This is a genomic window from Kitasatospora sp. Ki12 (assembly GCF_054601375.1).
This window is the reverse complement of record NZ_BAAIHT010000002.1, coordinates 2,117,621-2,133,150: the sequence shown is the minus strand read 5'-3', so window position 1 is coordinate 2,133,150 and position 15,530 is coordinate 2,117,621. Positions and strand designations below refer to the sequence as shown.

Here is a 15,530-nt window from a genome sequence, read left to right as displayed (position 1 = left end):
ACCACCTTCACCCATCACGCGTCCCGCTACGCGCCCGGGCCCCTGGACGACCTGTTCACGGCGTGGCTTCGTGATCCGGCCCTTCCGCCGTTGCTGGCGTGACCGGAAGGACGAGCCGCAGCGCGGCACCCGTCAGTGCCGGATGGGAGGAACGGAAAACCTCCACCTCCGCCTCCACCGCCGGTGCCGGCAACGCCTGGAGGAGCTTGCGTACGCGGTGCAGGCCCCACCCGCGATCGGCACCCCGGGTGGTCCACCCGGCCTGGAACACCCGCCGCCCCCGTGCCTCGGCCGGCAGCCCCGGACCGTTGTCCTCCACCTCGACGATTGCCTCGGGTCCCTCGTGGGACACGGTGACCTGCACCAGACCGGTGTCACGACCCTCCAGGGCTTCCGCGGCGTTGTCCAGCACCTCGTAGAAGACGGCACACATCACTGGCGCAGGGACGTCCACCCGCAACGACGGCGGACAGCGCAGGTCGACGTGGAGGCCCGGGTACTGCTGATGGCACTGGGCCGTCAGCTCCGGCAGGACCGTCCCCAGGTCCGCGACCGGCGGTGCCGCTCGCTCGATCAGCTCCTCGGCGGAGGAGGTGCGGAGTTCCTCGGCCGCGAGCTCCGCAAGGGCGGCCAGTTCCCCGGGGCCGGCGCCCCGCCGCTCCGCCTCCAGGCGCCCGGCACAGGCCGGTACCGGCGCGAAGCGGTTGCGGTGCCAGGCCGTCCAGGCACGGTCGGGCACGGGGACGGAAGCCGTGGCTGCCGTGCCGCCGACGGAGCCGGTACGCTCCATCTCCTCCAGCAGGGCGCCCAGTTCCGTCTCCGCCGACGGACGCAGGGCACGCACCGCTCCGCACAGCGGGACGCGCAGGTCCTCGCCCGATGATGCCAGCAGACCCTGTTCCAGTAGCGGGGCCGTTCCCCTGAGCACCTCGGGCCCGGCGCCCGCCCAGCCCGAGCAGATCTCGGCCCACTCACCGAGGTCCGTGGCCGTGAGCAGCCCGTCCTCCTCGTCGCAGATCGACAGGGCTGCCCACCATGCGGCTTGGGCCGCCGGACCACCGCACAGGGCCAGCAGTTCGGACCGCAGCGCGTGCAGGAGCGCGGGATCCTTGCGCCAGCCGCCGGTCTCCGCGGCCCATAGCTCGGTGTGGGCGGAGCGGTCGACGGCGGTCTCGGCGTAGCGGAGCATGGTCCGCAGCAGCCCGGGGTCCATCCCGGTACAGTGCTCCATCGCCTGCACGGTGGGGGCGCCGCCGCCCAGAGACAGGTGGGTGATCCACCGCAGGTTCCGCCAGGCCCCTTCGGGCGAGGTACCGAGAATCCGTCCCAGCGCCGCGGGACTGTCTCCGACTAGGGTGTCCACCGGCCATTGCCGGGCGAGGAGGCCCAGGGTGCGGGCCCCTCGGTCGGTCTTCAGGACCGCGAGCCGGAGCAGATCGCGCAGGCTGAGTACGGCGGTGGCCACACGGTCGCTGTACCCCGTGCTCAGCAGGTTCCGGCCGACCGCCACATGCGGGCGGCCGTGCTCTGCCAGCTCCTGCGGGGGTGTGAGGGTTTCCGGGTCGGCGACATAGAGGTCGATCCGGGCTCTCCGGCCGGTGGGATGCAGTCCGGACAGGGGTTCCTCGCTGAACAGCCCGTCGAAGAAAGTGAAGTAGCCGCCCTCGATCCGGTTCGCCACGGCACCCTCCCCGGTTCCCCCCAGGAAGCGGCCGAGAGCGTTGGCCAGGCCCACTGCTGCCTCGGGCGAGGCCTCCCGGTTCAGCCGGTCGAAGGCGAAGAGCAACCGTTCGGCGGACTCGTCGGCCGCCTTCCACGCGGTGAACTCCGGCGGCCTGCGCGCCGTCGGGTTCAGGTGGTACTCCATCAGGTTGTCCGGGGTCCACGCCTCGTCCCACTCCGGGAGCGGGGCCAGTGCCTCGGGAATGGGGGCTCCCAGCGGCTCCCGGTTCAGTAGCGCCTGCGCGGCCACGAGTTCACCCGACCGCAGGAGCGCCCGCACCCGGGCTGTGGAGAGGTCCTCGCCGGCGTGCTGATCCGCCGGAACCGAGCCGTTGGCGACCGCCCGCTCCTGTTTGGTGACGATACGGTCCAACTGCTCGGCGAAGGTCCTGATCCGGTCCTCGACCCCTCGTTCGAGAACGGTCAGCACCGCTCCCGCGGCCGCCCTCCGCGACCGCGAGCGCTCGATCAACGAGGTCATGTCCGGCTGCTCGAAGGCGACGCCCGCGATCTTCGCACGGCGCTCCAGCTCGTCCACCCGCTGGCGCACCGAAACCGCCTCGGCCTCGCGCGCCTCCTCCAGCTTGCGGATCAGCAGGTCGGCCTGGCGCCCGTCCGACTGCGGCTCGCCGACGAGCACCTGCTCCGCCGCATCGTGTTCCCCCTGCTCCAGCAGGGCCTCGAAGGCCGCACGCGATGACACACCGCCCACGTGGCCGAGTACCGCCCCGGCGAGTAGGTCACCGTCCAGCTCGGCTGGCTCGCCGCGGGGCGCGGCACCATCGCCCCGGCTCCCGTCGCCGGACCGGCCGTGCTCCACCAGCGCGATCAGGACGCCGGGAAACCGGACCCGGCCGGGCCAGTTTTCCAGCAGCGCCCGTGGAATCCCGGTCAACTGTCATCCCTTCCGATCACTGGCAGTGAGGCGAGAGCACCGAGCAGAGCCGTCGCCGGATGGCGGGCCGGCTCTTCCAGCCCGTCGGCCTCCTCCCGGAGGGTGTGCCACATACGGTCGAGGAGTCGTGCGAACTCGCGCTGCTCCGGGGCGAGGGCCGGGAGCAGCACGGCCACGGACCCCGACGTGTTCCTCTCGGCCTCGGCCGCGGACAGCTCCGCGAGACGCCGGGCCTCGGCGAGCATGTCCGCGACCCGCCGCGCGTAGGCACGGTGATTGCTCCACTCGACCTTTTTCAGGCCCTCGTCCGTGGCGCGCTGGTCCATGTGGAGACGTGCGTCGAGCTCCGTGTCCGGCAGCCCGGCGGCAGTTTCCAGCCGGAAACTGTCGGAGGCGTCGCCGTCCGCCATGGCCAGGACCTGGGCGAACAGGCCGTCGGGCGGCACGAACATCGCGCGGTGCATCCGCTTTCCGTCGAGGAACTTGAAGTGCTGGTCGGCCCGTTTGAAGTCCTTCACATCGGCGACGAGGCGGGCCCAGCCGTTCCGGACGTCCGCCGACCGGTTCCGCTGCTCGGCCCAGGCGTTGATGTCCTGGAGCGGCACCGGGGCCCTGGTGGCGGCGAAGCAGGCCGCAGCCTGCTTGGCCAGCTCCAGCCAGCCGGGGGGCAGGCCCTCGGCGGTCCCGCCGCCGGAATCGGCCATCGCCTCGCAGACCAGCAGACCGGTGTCGCCGCCGTGCAGCAGCATCTCGGCCACCGCGCCGACCAGGGCCACCGTGCGGTGCTCGGCCGGCGCGTCGGCCAGCTCCATCGCGCTGTAGTACAGCTGTTCGCCGAGCGGACCATGCTCGACCGGTACCGCCACGGCGGCCAGAGGCAGCGGCAGGGTCTCCGCTCCGCCGAGTCGTGGGGCCAACAGGTAGGCCTCTACGAAGGCATGGCGCCGCCATGCGTCGTGCAGGAGCCAGCGTCCCCAGCGCTGTCGTTGCTCCGCGGAGCCCGTGGCACCGTGCAGCAGTCCGGCGGAGTCGGCGCGCAGCCGTTCGGGCACCACGCCGGACGCCAGGCGGTTCTCCAGCACCGCCCAGTCGTCGGCCTCGACGGGCGTGGACGACAGCGAGGGCAACGGGGGCAGATAGCCAGGTCGGACCGCGGCCTCACCGCCGTCACCCGGGCCCCCGAACCAGTCGCGAATGCCCAGCTGTCCGGCGAACTCCGCGGTGAAGGCGGTGTTCATGATGTGCAGGCCGAGGTCGGTGGGGGCGGGCCCCCGGGCAGGATTGACCGGCCGGTTGCCCAGCGGCCGGTAGCTGCCGACGACCATCTCGTGGTCGGACAACACCGCCCGGGCCCGGGCCCGGGTGCTCCGCAGCGTTCCCTCCGCACCGAGACGACGGTGAATCTCCGCGTATCCGTGCGGGGTCCGGCGCCCGTCCCTGAGCGGCGGATGCTGGAGATGGATCACGACGCCCTTCTCGCGCAGGCGCGACAACCGCTGACCGAACGCGTCCGTACAGGTCTCGGCCTCCGCGGAGTCGTCGGTGACCGCCAGCCGCCCGGTGGCTCCGTCGACGGCATGCTGGACCAGATCGGCGTACATCCCGTCCCAGACCGCCCGCACCACCGGCCGTCCCCGGTACACCTCCTCCACCGCCTCCATCAGCAGGCGGAGCACCCGGCCCCAGTCCGCCGCCCACCGGGTGGTACCGGCAACCTCGTCCCGGTCCCAGGACTCGTCCAGCTCCGGCAGCGGGATGACGGGCAGTGCCGGGCTGGCCCCCACCGAGGAATCGGTGGACCGGCGCCTGCCGAAATCGGCTGGCAGCAGGGCGATGTTCCGCCCCACCTCCCAGTACGGATAGGTCCGCCTCGCCCAGCTCAGCAGATCCGCCACACAACTCGGCGGTTCCTCCGTGCCCTCGACCGGTTTCACCAGCACCCCGGCCCCGGTGTTCGCCGAGAGCGGGCTGCTGGACCCCACGTACGCGCACAGGTCGTCGCAGATAACGGCGGATGCCGCGCAGCTGCTGCTGCGCTGTTCGAGCAGGACGTTCTCGGAGAAGCGGGACTGGAGGTCGAACAGTGCGGTGGCGACCTTGCCCTCCAATGTGGCGGAGGGCGTGTCGCCCCAGAGGAACACGACCGTGACACCTCGCTTCGCGGCGAGTTCCAGCGCGGGCAGCACCTCGTGCAGGGCGTCGTACGTGATCTGCGGGAGGGCCAGGACGAGTTGCTGGGTGGCCTGCTCGATCAGCTCCTTCAACACCCATTCCACGCCAGCCCCGGGAGCCACCGGCTCCACCGAACACTGTGCCCGGCGTACCTCGGCAAGCTGACCCAGCACCTTGGCCGCCTTGCCGCGCAGCTCCTCGTGCCGTTCCGGCAGCACGTGCGGCGGGACCCTGTCCAGGCCCTCGGCCAGCTGGTCCAGATCCACCAGCAGCGAGCGCAGGCTGTCGGGCGGGACCACCTTCAGCACCTCGTGGGACAGCAGCCCCTGGACGAACCTGCTGTCCGGCCGGTTGCGCACCAGCTCGCTCACCCTGGCCTGGAAGAGCTGAAGGGCCCGTCTGCCCCAGCCCTGCGGCATCTGGACAGGGGTGGCGGTGACCACGTCGGTCACTGGGTCCCGGTTCACCACGACCTCGACCGTGTTCCAGTGGACCGCCTCGGAAGGGTTCAGCATCGGGTTGGCGAAGGACACGTCCAGCACACGCTGGCGCACCCCGTGCTCCCTGCGGTCGGTGCGCACCGCTTCACGGACCGCGCGCAGCAGTTCGGTCTGCGGGATGTCGATCTCGGAGATACCACGCGCGAGCGGCATGGCGATGGCCCCGTTGGGGATCCGGTTCATGCCCTTGCGGTGCAGCAGGACGGCTGCCGTCACCGGGTCGAACAGGAACTTGCGCATCTGCACCTTGGCCGCGACGGGCCGGTCGGCCTGCTGTTCGCCGAGCCCCGGCTGGGCCGCCCGGGTGTTCTCCAGCGTGTTGGTGCTGAAGTCGACGGCCAGGAACCCCCTGCTCCACAAGCCGTGCACCACGTCCAGCATCAGACGGTTCGGCAGGGAGAACAGCTCACCCAGGTCCCGTATGGTGTTGCGGCCCGCCGCCACGGCCCGGAGCACCAGGTCCTCGAGCGTGGAGGCCCCCTCCTCCGCACCGAGTTCCATGCGCAGGGTGATGACGCGGCAGGGGATCGCGACAAGGACGGTCTCGGTCATCGGCTCTCTCCCGTTCCTGCGCCCGTTCGTGCCGTGGCGTCGACGAGGATCTCTCCCGTCGCGGCGTCGACGATCCTCCCGACCTCGCGGAAGGTCTTGATCACCGACTGCCAGGCGGCACCGCCATAGCGCTCGAAGTGCGGCAGGTTTCCGACCACCACGAGAAGCTGCTGGGCCCGGGACAGCATCACGTTGATCACATCGTCCTGAGCGGTGTGCCCTACGTTCTGCCGCGATTCCGTGCCCCGTTCCGAACTGCGGACCAGTGAGACGATCACCGTCTTCGCCTGGCCGCCCTGGAAGGAATGCACGGTGTGCACGCGCCCCTTGAGGAAACCGCGTTCCAGGTTCTCGCGTTGCTTGCGGTAAGGGGTCAGCACGGCCAGCTTGCGCGGATCGTGCGTGGTGAGCCCCAGCTTCCGGGCCAGATCCTCGACGAGGTCGACCTCTCCGGGGTTCCACCAGTACCCCAGGTCCCCGCATTCCGTGTGCTCGGAGGTGTCCAGCCAGACCAGGGGTGCACCCGCCAGGTAGCTGGGCTCGGTGGCGGAATGGAATTCCCTGATCTCCGGATCAGGGGTGAGGAAGGTGCTGCCGTTGCCGTCCGGGTAGAAGGCCCGTGCGAACGGCTGGGCGATGTCCGGATGCATCCGGAACTGGGTATCGAGGGTGTCCACCGGGCAGGCGGGCACGGCGCGCTGGATCGCGTCGCGGCCTTCGAAGAACCGGCCGAACATCTGGATGAACTTCAGATAGCTGTCACGTGCCGCGTAGTGCAGCTTGATGCGCTCATCCGGGTGCTGCCCCAGGCCGTTGAGGAAGGTCTTGATGTCCTCGGCCCGGTGCGGCCCCAGTTGCAGATGGTCACCCACGAGGGTCCACCGCACCCCGAGGACCAACGGCATGATGATCTCGGTCGGCCAGGCCTTGGCCGCCTCCTCGATGATCACCCAGTCGAACACGTCAGACGGATCGCGGACTTCGTCGGTCAGCGTGCCCGCGATCGAGCAGGTGGCCAGCACAATGTCGGCACTCGCCCGGATCCGATCGGTCAACTCCACCATGTTCGCCTGGGCAACCTCGGCCCACCGCAACATCAGGGCCCGCTCCGACGGGTTGCGGGCCCCGATGTGGCCACCCGCGACCCGCTCGCAGATCCGCTTGACCAGGTCCGCGGCGATCGCTTCGGCGGTGAAGGGGCGCAGCTCCTCCGGCAGATCGTAGGCATCTTTGCGGCGGGACAGTTCCCTGAGCATCAGCACCGACTGCTTGTCGATCACCGGCTTGAGCAACTCCAGGCACTTGCCGGCCAACTGGTCCAGCGCGTCGTTCGACTGCGCGCTCACCAGCACCCGTGCCCCGTGCTCGGTCCTGATGAAATCGCGCAGCGCGTGGGACACTACCGTGCTCTTGCCCGTGCCGGGCGGTCCCTGGAGGGCATAGAACGGGTGCAGCCGCAGCATGTCCCGGATAATCCGGCCAGCCTTCCCCCGCAGCGGTTTCTCGCCAGGCCGTGCCGGAATCTGCAGCGTGGTATCTCGCTGGGCGTGCAGCTCGATGGACTCGGGCGTGTGCAGGATGCGCGCCAGGCCCGCCTTCTGGCGCAAGGACCCCAGTCCCCGGGCCTCCCGCCGCAACTGGACCTCCGTGCCGTAATCCTCCTGCGGCCTGAGCCAGCCCTGGGCGGGAAGCTCCTTGCCCGGCGCGACCTCGACGACGATCGACCGCGCGTCCAGCCGCTCCTTCACCCGGACGTTGAACGAGTCGCCGCCGAAGTACGGGGCGGGCCGGTCATATACCACCGAGACCATTGCCTGGTCGCTCTCGGCCAGTAGCCCCCGGGCGAAGTCCCCCAGCGGCGGCCGGTGCCGGGGATCGGCACAGTAAGCGGTGAGCAGCTCGTCTTCGTGCAGCCACCTGCGTTCCCTGCCCAGGTCCTGGGTGAGGACGAGACGGCCATGCTCAGCTTCGGTGAGGGTGTACGGATACTGGTGGGAGCGGAGCACCACGCCCTGGTAGTCCAGCATGAAGGAGACGGCCCGCAGCATCTCCTGGACCTCGGCGCTTTGCGTGCTCTGCTTGGTGCTCCGGACGGCGTCGGTCAGCTCCTTCCAGGACGGGCGGCCTTCCTGCTTGTCGTCCAGCGGCTGTCCCAGCCTGAACGGCACCAGATCCACCTTGCCGATACGTCGTTTCGGCTTGACCGACAGGATCTCCGACGCGAAGCGTTTGTCCACGAGGTACTTGATGACCAGGGTGTCGGTGTGCGTCACCGTACGACGGCCCATCGCGTCTAGGTCGAAGAGGAACGCGCAGAACCACACGGCCTGCTGACCGATCAGCACCCAGTGGGCGTCACCGAGCGAGCGGGGATCGCCGTCGACGAAGCCGACCGCTCCGCCGTGCCAGTGGACGAGCTCGGCCTCGCGCAGTTCCTCCTCCAGGAAGGCCTGCAGTTCCTGGCAGCCCTGGGGGGTGTCCGGGCTGTGGTCCGTCCAGCCCCGGGTGGTGTGGATGGTGCCCACCGACTGGTCGGGCATGAAGGCGAGCAGGCGGGCCTTGGCGCCGTTCGGCACCGGTTCCAGGGCCAGGCAGATGCTCGACCAGTCCCGTTGCAGGGTCGCGGACGCCTCGAAGGACGTGCTGCGCTGGGTGGGCGAGGGGTCGAGCATGTCGAGCAGTGCCTTGCGCAGCGGGCGGGGCAGCTTGAGCGAGAGGCCGAGTTCGCGACGCATCGCGGCGTGCAGGCGGTGAAGAGCCGGGAGCAGTTCGTCGCCCTCCGCGCCCTCGACCTCGGCGCATTCGCCGGGCAGCCGGTCTGTCAGGGAGCCGACGAACAGCTCCCACCCCAGCACGCCGAGGCCGAAGACGTCGGTGCTGCCGTGGTCCAGGTGGCGCATCCGCACGTCGCAGAAGACGGCGGGGTGGTTCTCTGGGGCCAGATAGGCCAGGTGATGGGCCTTGCCGACACCGGTCGGGGGGGTGAGGAACAACGCCTTCACGGCTTCGTCGTACGTCGCCTTGCCGCTGGGGCCGTGGACCGACTGGAGCAGGTTGTTGAGCAGCGCACTGAGCTCGAACCGCGCCAGGGACAGGGTCGTCCCGGCCGGGTTGTTCCGTTCCGGGTTGACCCGGACGGCGTCCAGGGTCAGGTTCCGGTGCACGATCCGGGTGCCGTGCAGCTGGCTCAACGCGTCCACGAGGAGGCTGAACTGCTCGAACGCGACCACGGGATGCTGCACGGCCCATTCGTCCACCACGGACCGCCACTGCTCGGCGAGCGGTTTGCCTTCGAGCCGGGTCATGATGAAGGCGGCCCGGAAGCTGCGGTCGAATCTGCCCTCCACGATCTCCGGCAGTGCCGGATGGCCGAGCATCTTCAGCCGTAGCAGATTGCGCACCTCGTGGTCCCATAGGTCGCCGCCCACCTGGTCGACGTCGAGGAACAGCGCCACTTCGCGTACGTCCGTGGAGTGGTCGCAGTTGCGCAGAACGAGATGGATCAGCCGCCCCCTGATCAGCTCGTGGTAGTCGCCCACCCGCGTGTAGCGACCGTGCCGGGCCTGCTTCCCCGTGAACAGATCGTCCAGCAGGTCCTCGATGCGCCGGGGTGGCAGTTCGTCATCCATGTGTCTCCTCGGTTCCTCCATCGTCGACGCCCCACACGACGGAATCGAGCCTGAGCACCATCACGCCGTCGTCGGTGGCTATGCCGAGCCGCCCCGATGTCAGCGGTGCGAGCTGGATGCACGGTGACCCCAGCGGGATGCGCCGCACCGGATGCCAGCCGGACTCCGGATCCTCGCGCCACACCACGACGGTGCCCTCCCGGCCGGCGGTCACCCGCGCCTGGGCCGACCGGGGCAGGGAGGCCGGCGGGTCGATCGCCACGCAGTCGACGAGGGAGCCCGAATGCGGGTCCTCGGCTCCCTTCGGTACGCCCAGCCTTGCCGGGTCGTGGCCGGAGGGCCCCTCGGCGGGGGCTGGCACCTCCAGCCGGGCACCGTCCGACGCGCGCAGGACCTGCACGGTCCGGCGCCCGGCGCACTTCTCGGTCACAGCCAGCGTCTCCGTGCCGTCGGCCAGGATGTGCCTCCGTACCGCGCAGACCCAGGACTCGGGTTCCACCGGGGCCGCGCCCGTACGGGCTGCGGCCGCCGGGTCCCAGAAATGGACCCGGGAATCGCGGTCCGCCGCCGTCACCAGGATCTGGCCGCCCAGGGGCCCGCGCAGGACGCCGATCGCCCGGATGGGCCGGTTCCCAGTCGAGGTTTGGAGGAACTCCGGGCCGCCGGGCGGGGCGACCGGACCGGCGATCCGTACGATGCCCCGACGGTCACCGATCACCGGGACTCCGTCCCGGCCGGGTGTCGGCAGCGCGGCCAGGACGGGACCGGCACCGTTGCGCACCTCGGGAAGCCGTCCCTGTGTGTCGGCGCGGATCGCGGGGCGGCTGTTTCCTTTGTGCACCCGCCAGCGCGCGAGACGGCCGTCCTCCGAGACGGTGATCAGCCGGTCGGGGCCCGATGGCGCCGGGACGCCCACGAGCCCGGCCAGCTCCGTGCGCGCGCTCGACCGGTGGACGAGTACGGGCACCGCTCCGCCGACCTCCCACAGCGCGAGTTCCCCGGACTGATACGCCGCCACGACCAGCGGTGCGCCCTCCGGACCGCGGACGGGCACCAGCCCCACCACGTCGCGGTGGGACACCGCGTCGGCGGTCGGCGACAGTGTTCCGTCCGGGCCGAGGAGAGCGAGATAGCCGGCCTCACCACCGAGGACGAAACGCTGGGACCCGTCGGGCAGTGCCGCCATGACGCGCACCATCTCCGTGCAGGCCGCGTGCCGCGACTTGGTCCGGCCGGCACCGGTTTCGGCGTCGGTGCTCCAAAGGCGAACCGTCCGGTCGTCGTGGGCCACGGCCAGTAGGCCGGGTCCGGCACTCCCCTCGCCGTCCTCCCGGCGTACCGAACCGAGTGCGGCGAGCGCGGTCACCGGGCTTCCGTCCCCGCTCAGCAGCATGGTGGGGTGGTGATCGCGCCAGGGTTCCCACACCATCACCGACCCGTCCAGAGAGCCGGTCACCAACCAGGGGGCATCGGCGTGCGCGACGAGTGCGGTGATCGCGGCGGCGGAGCCGCCGAGCTGCAGGTGCAGGGGCACCCGGCGTAACCGTCCCCAGACGACCTCCCAGTCCGCGCCGGGACCGGCGGCATGCAGCAGGCCGGCTGCCCGGACCCCGCCGAGCTGGCGCAGGCCCGGCCGGTCGCCCGGCTCCGACTCCTTGATCAGGTGCGCCGATGCGACCGTGCCCAGCACCTCGATGGGCAGGTCGGTGGGAGCGGTAGCCGTACTCCGCCCCGGCGTCAGCGCCGGAGAGCTCAGTGAGGCCGGCGGCAGCCGGTCGACGACGGCAGGCCGCGCGGCCAGCGCCGCCCAGCCGTCCGTGCCGCAGTCCGCCGCGTACTCCGCCAGCCGGTGGGCCAGATGAGGACTGAGCGGCTGCCCGGCATCCGCCTGTGCCGCTGCGAGTTTCAGCAGGGCGGTGAGCATGGCGTACCTGCGGTCCGGCGAGCCGTCCCGGAGCAGCTGCTCGGCGTAGCTGCGGTGGGCCAGCCGGTACACGCTACACCAGTCCTCTCCGTCCACCAGGAGGTAGGCGGCGGCCCGGCTCAGGAACAGTTCCAGCTGCTCGTCCTCGATGGGGCCTTCTGCCTCCGCGATCCCCGCGGCGGCGTGTGCCCAGATGCCCTCCGCCAGCGGCAGCCCGCGTCCGTGCGCATAGGCCAGGGCCCGCAGCAGAGGCTCTGCCGCGGGGAGCCCTGCCGTGATCCGCTGCACGGCGGCCCCGAAGAGCCCGCTCTGGTCGCGGTCCAGCAGCTCGGCGAGGGCGGCCCGGTCGGCGGGGCTGGGGGAGAGTACGGTCGGCCGCTGCTCGATCTCCTGGACCACCAGAGCCGCCTGGAGAAATTGCCAGGACCCGTCCCGCATATGGGCTTCCACGGCGTCCGCCACGGTGCCGATGACCGTCTCCTGCGAGGCGGCGTCACCCCTGGGGTGCTCGCGCAGGATGTCGCGTAGCCTGCCCTCCGTGTAATGGCGGGCTGCCGACGGATCCGGTTCGAGGGTCAGGATCTGGGCGTGTCCGGAGGCCGATCCGAACAGCTCCGGCAGGCTGGGGTGCCCACTGGCGTCCGCCGGCCCCTGCTCGCCCGCAGGGGCGGCGAACCGAGTCGGCCGGGTACCGATGAGCAGCCGCACCCCGGGAACCGCCGTAAGCTCGCGCAACAGGGCGGCGATGCGGAAGGGATCCCTGGCCTCGTCGAGCGCGTCGGCGACGATCAGCGCCCGCAGTGGCGTCGCTCCGACCGGGGTGTCGTTTCCGGACGTCTCCGCCCGTCCGGTGCCGGCCGATGTGCGCCCGGCATCGGGGTTCCGGGCGAGCCCGGCCAGACGTCGGCGTACGGCGTCCAGTGCCACACTGTCCCGGCCGAGGCCGTCCTGGTGGCCCTGGTCGTCCTCGCCGGGCGCACTGGGGGACAGGTCGAGCTGCTCGCCCAGCTGCCGGACGACGTCGGCGGGCGTGCTCCCGGTCAGCGGCAGCACCGCGACCACCGGTGGGGACGGTTCCGTTCCGTCCGGGCCGGACCATCGCCGCAGGGTCTCTCCCAGGAGCGCGGACTTGCCCGCGCCGGGCGCGCCGGTAACGACGAGCACGGCCGCTCCGGTGTCGTCGGCGCACCAGCCCGCGATGGTCTGCAGATGTGCTGCTCGACCGGTGAAGTCGGTGACCACTTCGAGGAACCCCACCTTGTCCGGCATGGGCCTGCGCGGCCATGCCTCGGGTGCTTCGTCGTAGCGGCTCTGCTGCCGGCGCAGTTCGGCCACCGTGGTCGCCCCGGCGAGCGGCACCCGGTCATGGAGCTGGAGACGGAGTTCGGCACCCGTCTCCGCGCCCACGAGCTCGGCGTAGCAGCGGTGACTCTTGAAGTGGCCCTGGAGTTCCCGAAGGCTGAACTTGTCGATGGAGGCCTTCGTGGCTAGGAACCGCTCCAGCAGACTGCGGAAGGTGCCCAGGTAACCCTGCGCGGCTGGCTTGCCCGTGGCAATCAGCAGGAGGGAGCGGGTCCGCTCCTGATTGGTCCCGTTGAACCTGCTGGCCATGTCTTGGGCGAAGCTCTCCGAGTTGCACGCCTCCAGCACGACCAGCGTCCACAGGCTTTCGTCCCGCTCACGCCTGAGCTGGTCGGCGTGGACGTAGTGGGCGAGCATCTCGGGGGTCACTCGGGCGTTGCCGCGGTCCTTAGAGCCCGGCACGACCAGTACCGAGCCCATTCTCACCGCCCGGCCGTGGCCGAACCACAACAGCGCGGAAGGGCGGGAGGAGTCGTCGCCGCCGTGCTCACCAGCCCAGTGCGCCAGCGCCTCGTCCGCCTCGGTGAGCGACTGCACCGCCTCACCGGCCAGGGGGAGAGCGACGGCCTCCCCGCCCATCCGCCGGAGTACGGCCGAGGTCAGCGCGGCCTCGCCGACCGTGTCCGCGTCCGGGAAGCCGGTCACCGGTCCCACCGCGAGCGCGTGCACCGCGAACGAGTCCGCGACCTCGGCCTCCATGTCATCGAAATCAGAGACCATGCGTCAGGCTTGCCGCTCCGATTCCAGGACGAGGACGAGCCGTGTCACCGGCTCCTTGCCGCCGGTGACCTCGAACTCGTACAACCCTGGTTGGCTGGCCACGCAGGTCGCGACCAGTCGTCCCTCCGGTCCGGGTACCGGCTTGAACTTCGGGTACAGGACCTCGCCGAGCCCGCTGACCTCCTTGGCGCTGCAGGTCAGATCCGAGTCCCCGGTCCAGCCCGACACCTCGACGGTGAAGGGAGCGCCGGGCTCGGCCCACTCCGGGGCGTCCAGATCGAACGTCCCGTCACCGAGCATGGCACCGAGTTCGTCGGCGTGGCGCAGGCCGCGCAACATGCCGCGCGCGAAGTCGAGGACGGACCGGCTGCGGGCCAGGGCCCCGTGTTCCTGGTAGACGTGGACCGGCCGCTCACCGGAGCCCGGCAGATGCGCCGCGAACTGGTACACCGTGCCGTCGCCTTTGTGGTTCTTCCTGCGGGGCCGGCCGTCGGGGTGGAACAGCACGCGGTGGTCGCTGGGATCCCGTTCGAGGATCTCCTCCATGCCCACGGCGGTGTCCCCCGCCATGTGATAGCTCTGCAGGGTGCGTTCGCCGAGCCCGACCACCATCGAGTGGTCGGGCAGAGTGATGTTCTGCCTGCCCTCCCGTCTCCGAAGGGCGTCCTCGACCAGGTCACGCCGGCCGCCCAATGCCACCAGGTCCTCGGCGGTCGGCACCCGTGAATCGAGGCCGAGGTCGAGCGCTCGGTAGGAGGGGAGCAGGTCATACACGCCAGGCATGCTCCGTGCCGCGTCCCGCAGGACGGTCCGGGGCAGCGGGAGCGGCGCTCCCTTGCCCGCGTTGAGCATGACGGCCGCTTTCACCGATCCGGAGAAGGGGGTGCCGACGGTCATCACGGCCCGGATGTCGGTACGGAGGCCATCGTGGCGCATGAGCTCACGGACGAGGAGCCCGCCCATGGAGTGGGCGACGAAAACCAGCCGGGCCGGACCGGCTTCCGGGTGCTGATCCAGGTAGTGGCGGTGGGCGGGGTGCTGACGCCAGGCCTCGAGGTGACGGCGGGCTGTGCCGGCCAGCAGCCCTCCGTTGTGCTCGACCGAGAGCCGCCAGTCGTAGGGGAACGGGAGGACCGCGCTGCGATGCACGGCCGCGTGGCGCAACTCGCTGACGAGCTCGTTGTAGGGCTGCGCACGGCCGAATCCCGGCAGGCACTCGGCGACGTTCAGCAGGCCGGTCGGCTCGATTCTCCCGGTACGCCCGGCGAGTTCCCCGGCGGTCAGACCGAGCGCGCGGAGACGGCCTGTGTGCATACGGGCCGTGTACTCGAAGAGCCGCCCGATTCCCCACAGTTGCTTACCGCTCTCGACATCCCTGAGCGCACTGCCCATGATGCCGGGGACGATGACCACGGCATCATGGAGACGCCGCTCGGGTACATGTAATCCGCCCATGCTCCACACCCTTCGAGCCGCAGCGCCCTTGCTGCTCCCCCACGCACTCTGCGGTGGCGGCAAAAGGCTAGCACGGGGGGATGTGACGCTCGCCACGCCTTGGGGACAGGGCCATCAGCCCCTGGAAGCACGGTCCTTCCTACCCGCGCACCCGTGCGTCCCGACCGGCCGCGGGGACGCGGCACGTCGGCTTCGTCGGGGACCGGTCCGGGAAAGCGGAGGCCGTCAGGTAGGCCAGGCCACGCCGCACGGCCGCCGCCACCAGCGCCGCGTCCTCCAGCAGTGCCCGGCACTGTTCCAGGGGGCAGCTGGCCGGGCGTCCGGCGAGGCTGGCGAGCAGGGCTGCCGAGAACGCGTCGCCCGCTCCGATGGTGTCGACCACCTTCTCGAATTGGAGCCGGATAGACCTGAGGTGGGAAAGCCGACAGCTTCAATCCCGACACATGCCTTGCCCAGTGAACGGCCGGAGTGTGCCAGTGCCCTTCGGCGTAGGTGGTGTTGGCGCGCTGTCCGAGCAGCACCCGGCCGTTCTCGATTAGGACCAGGTGCACTCCGACACCAACGGTGTGCGGCACTCGACGTCTCCTTCCCAGGGGGTG

General features: G+C 70.8%; 6 protein-coding genes. All 6 read right to left on the bottom strand.

Going from position 1 to position 15,530, the window contains the following annotated elements; translation table 11 throughout:
• Positions 1–55: 55 nt before the first annotated feature.
• Positions 56–2,617: an ATP-binding protein gene (locus tag ACYP53_RS26870; RefSeq protein WP_459649296.1), complete on the bottom strand. Its 2,562-nt coding sequence runs from the start codon at positions 2,615–2,617 to the stop codon at positions 56–58.
• Positions 2,614–5,841 carry a hypothetical protein gene (locus ACYP53_RS26865; protein WP_459649295.1) on the bottom strand — a complete coding sequence of 1,076 codons (3,228 nt, stop codon included), beginning with the start codon at positions 5,839–5,841 and terminating at the stop codon, positions 2,614–2,616. Before ACYP53_RS26865 ends, ACYP53_RS26870 begins: the two co-directional genes overlap by 4 nt.
• Complete coding sequence (locus ACYP53_RS26860) at positions 5,838–9,470, bottom strand: AAA domain-containing protein (RefSeq protein ID WP_459649294.1); 3,633 nt, start codon at positions 9,468–9,470, stop codon at positions 5,838–5,840. The genes ACYP53_RS26865 and ACYP53_RS26860 overlap by 4 nt, the downstream gene beginning before the upstream one ends.
• A complete protein-coding gene (locus ACYP53_RS26855) occupies positions 9,463–13,476 on the bottom strand; it encodes a hypothetical protein (RefSeq protein WP_459649293.1) in 4,014 nt (1,337 codons plus the stop codon). Before ACYP53_RS26855 ends, ACYP53_RS26860 begins: the two co-directional genes overlap by 8 nt.
• 3 nt (positions 13,477–13,479) lie before the next feature.
• Positions 13,480–14,889, bottom strand: coding sequence for a lipase/acyltransferase domain-containing protein (locus ACYP53_RS26850; protein WP_459649292.1), 1,410 nt, complete (start codon positions 14,887–14,889; stop codon positions 13,480–13,482).
• Between the two features lie 181 nt (positions 14,890–15,070).
• On the bottom strand, positions 15,071–15,313 hold the full coding sequence (locus ACYP53_RS26845; RefSeq protein WP_459649291.1) for a hypothetical protein: 243 nt from the start codon (positions 15,311–15,313) through the stop codon (positions 15,071–15,073).
• Between the last annotated feature and the right edge of the window lie 217 nt (positions 15,314–15,530).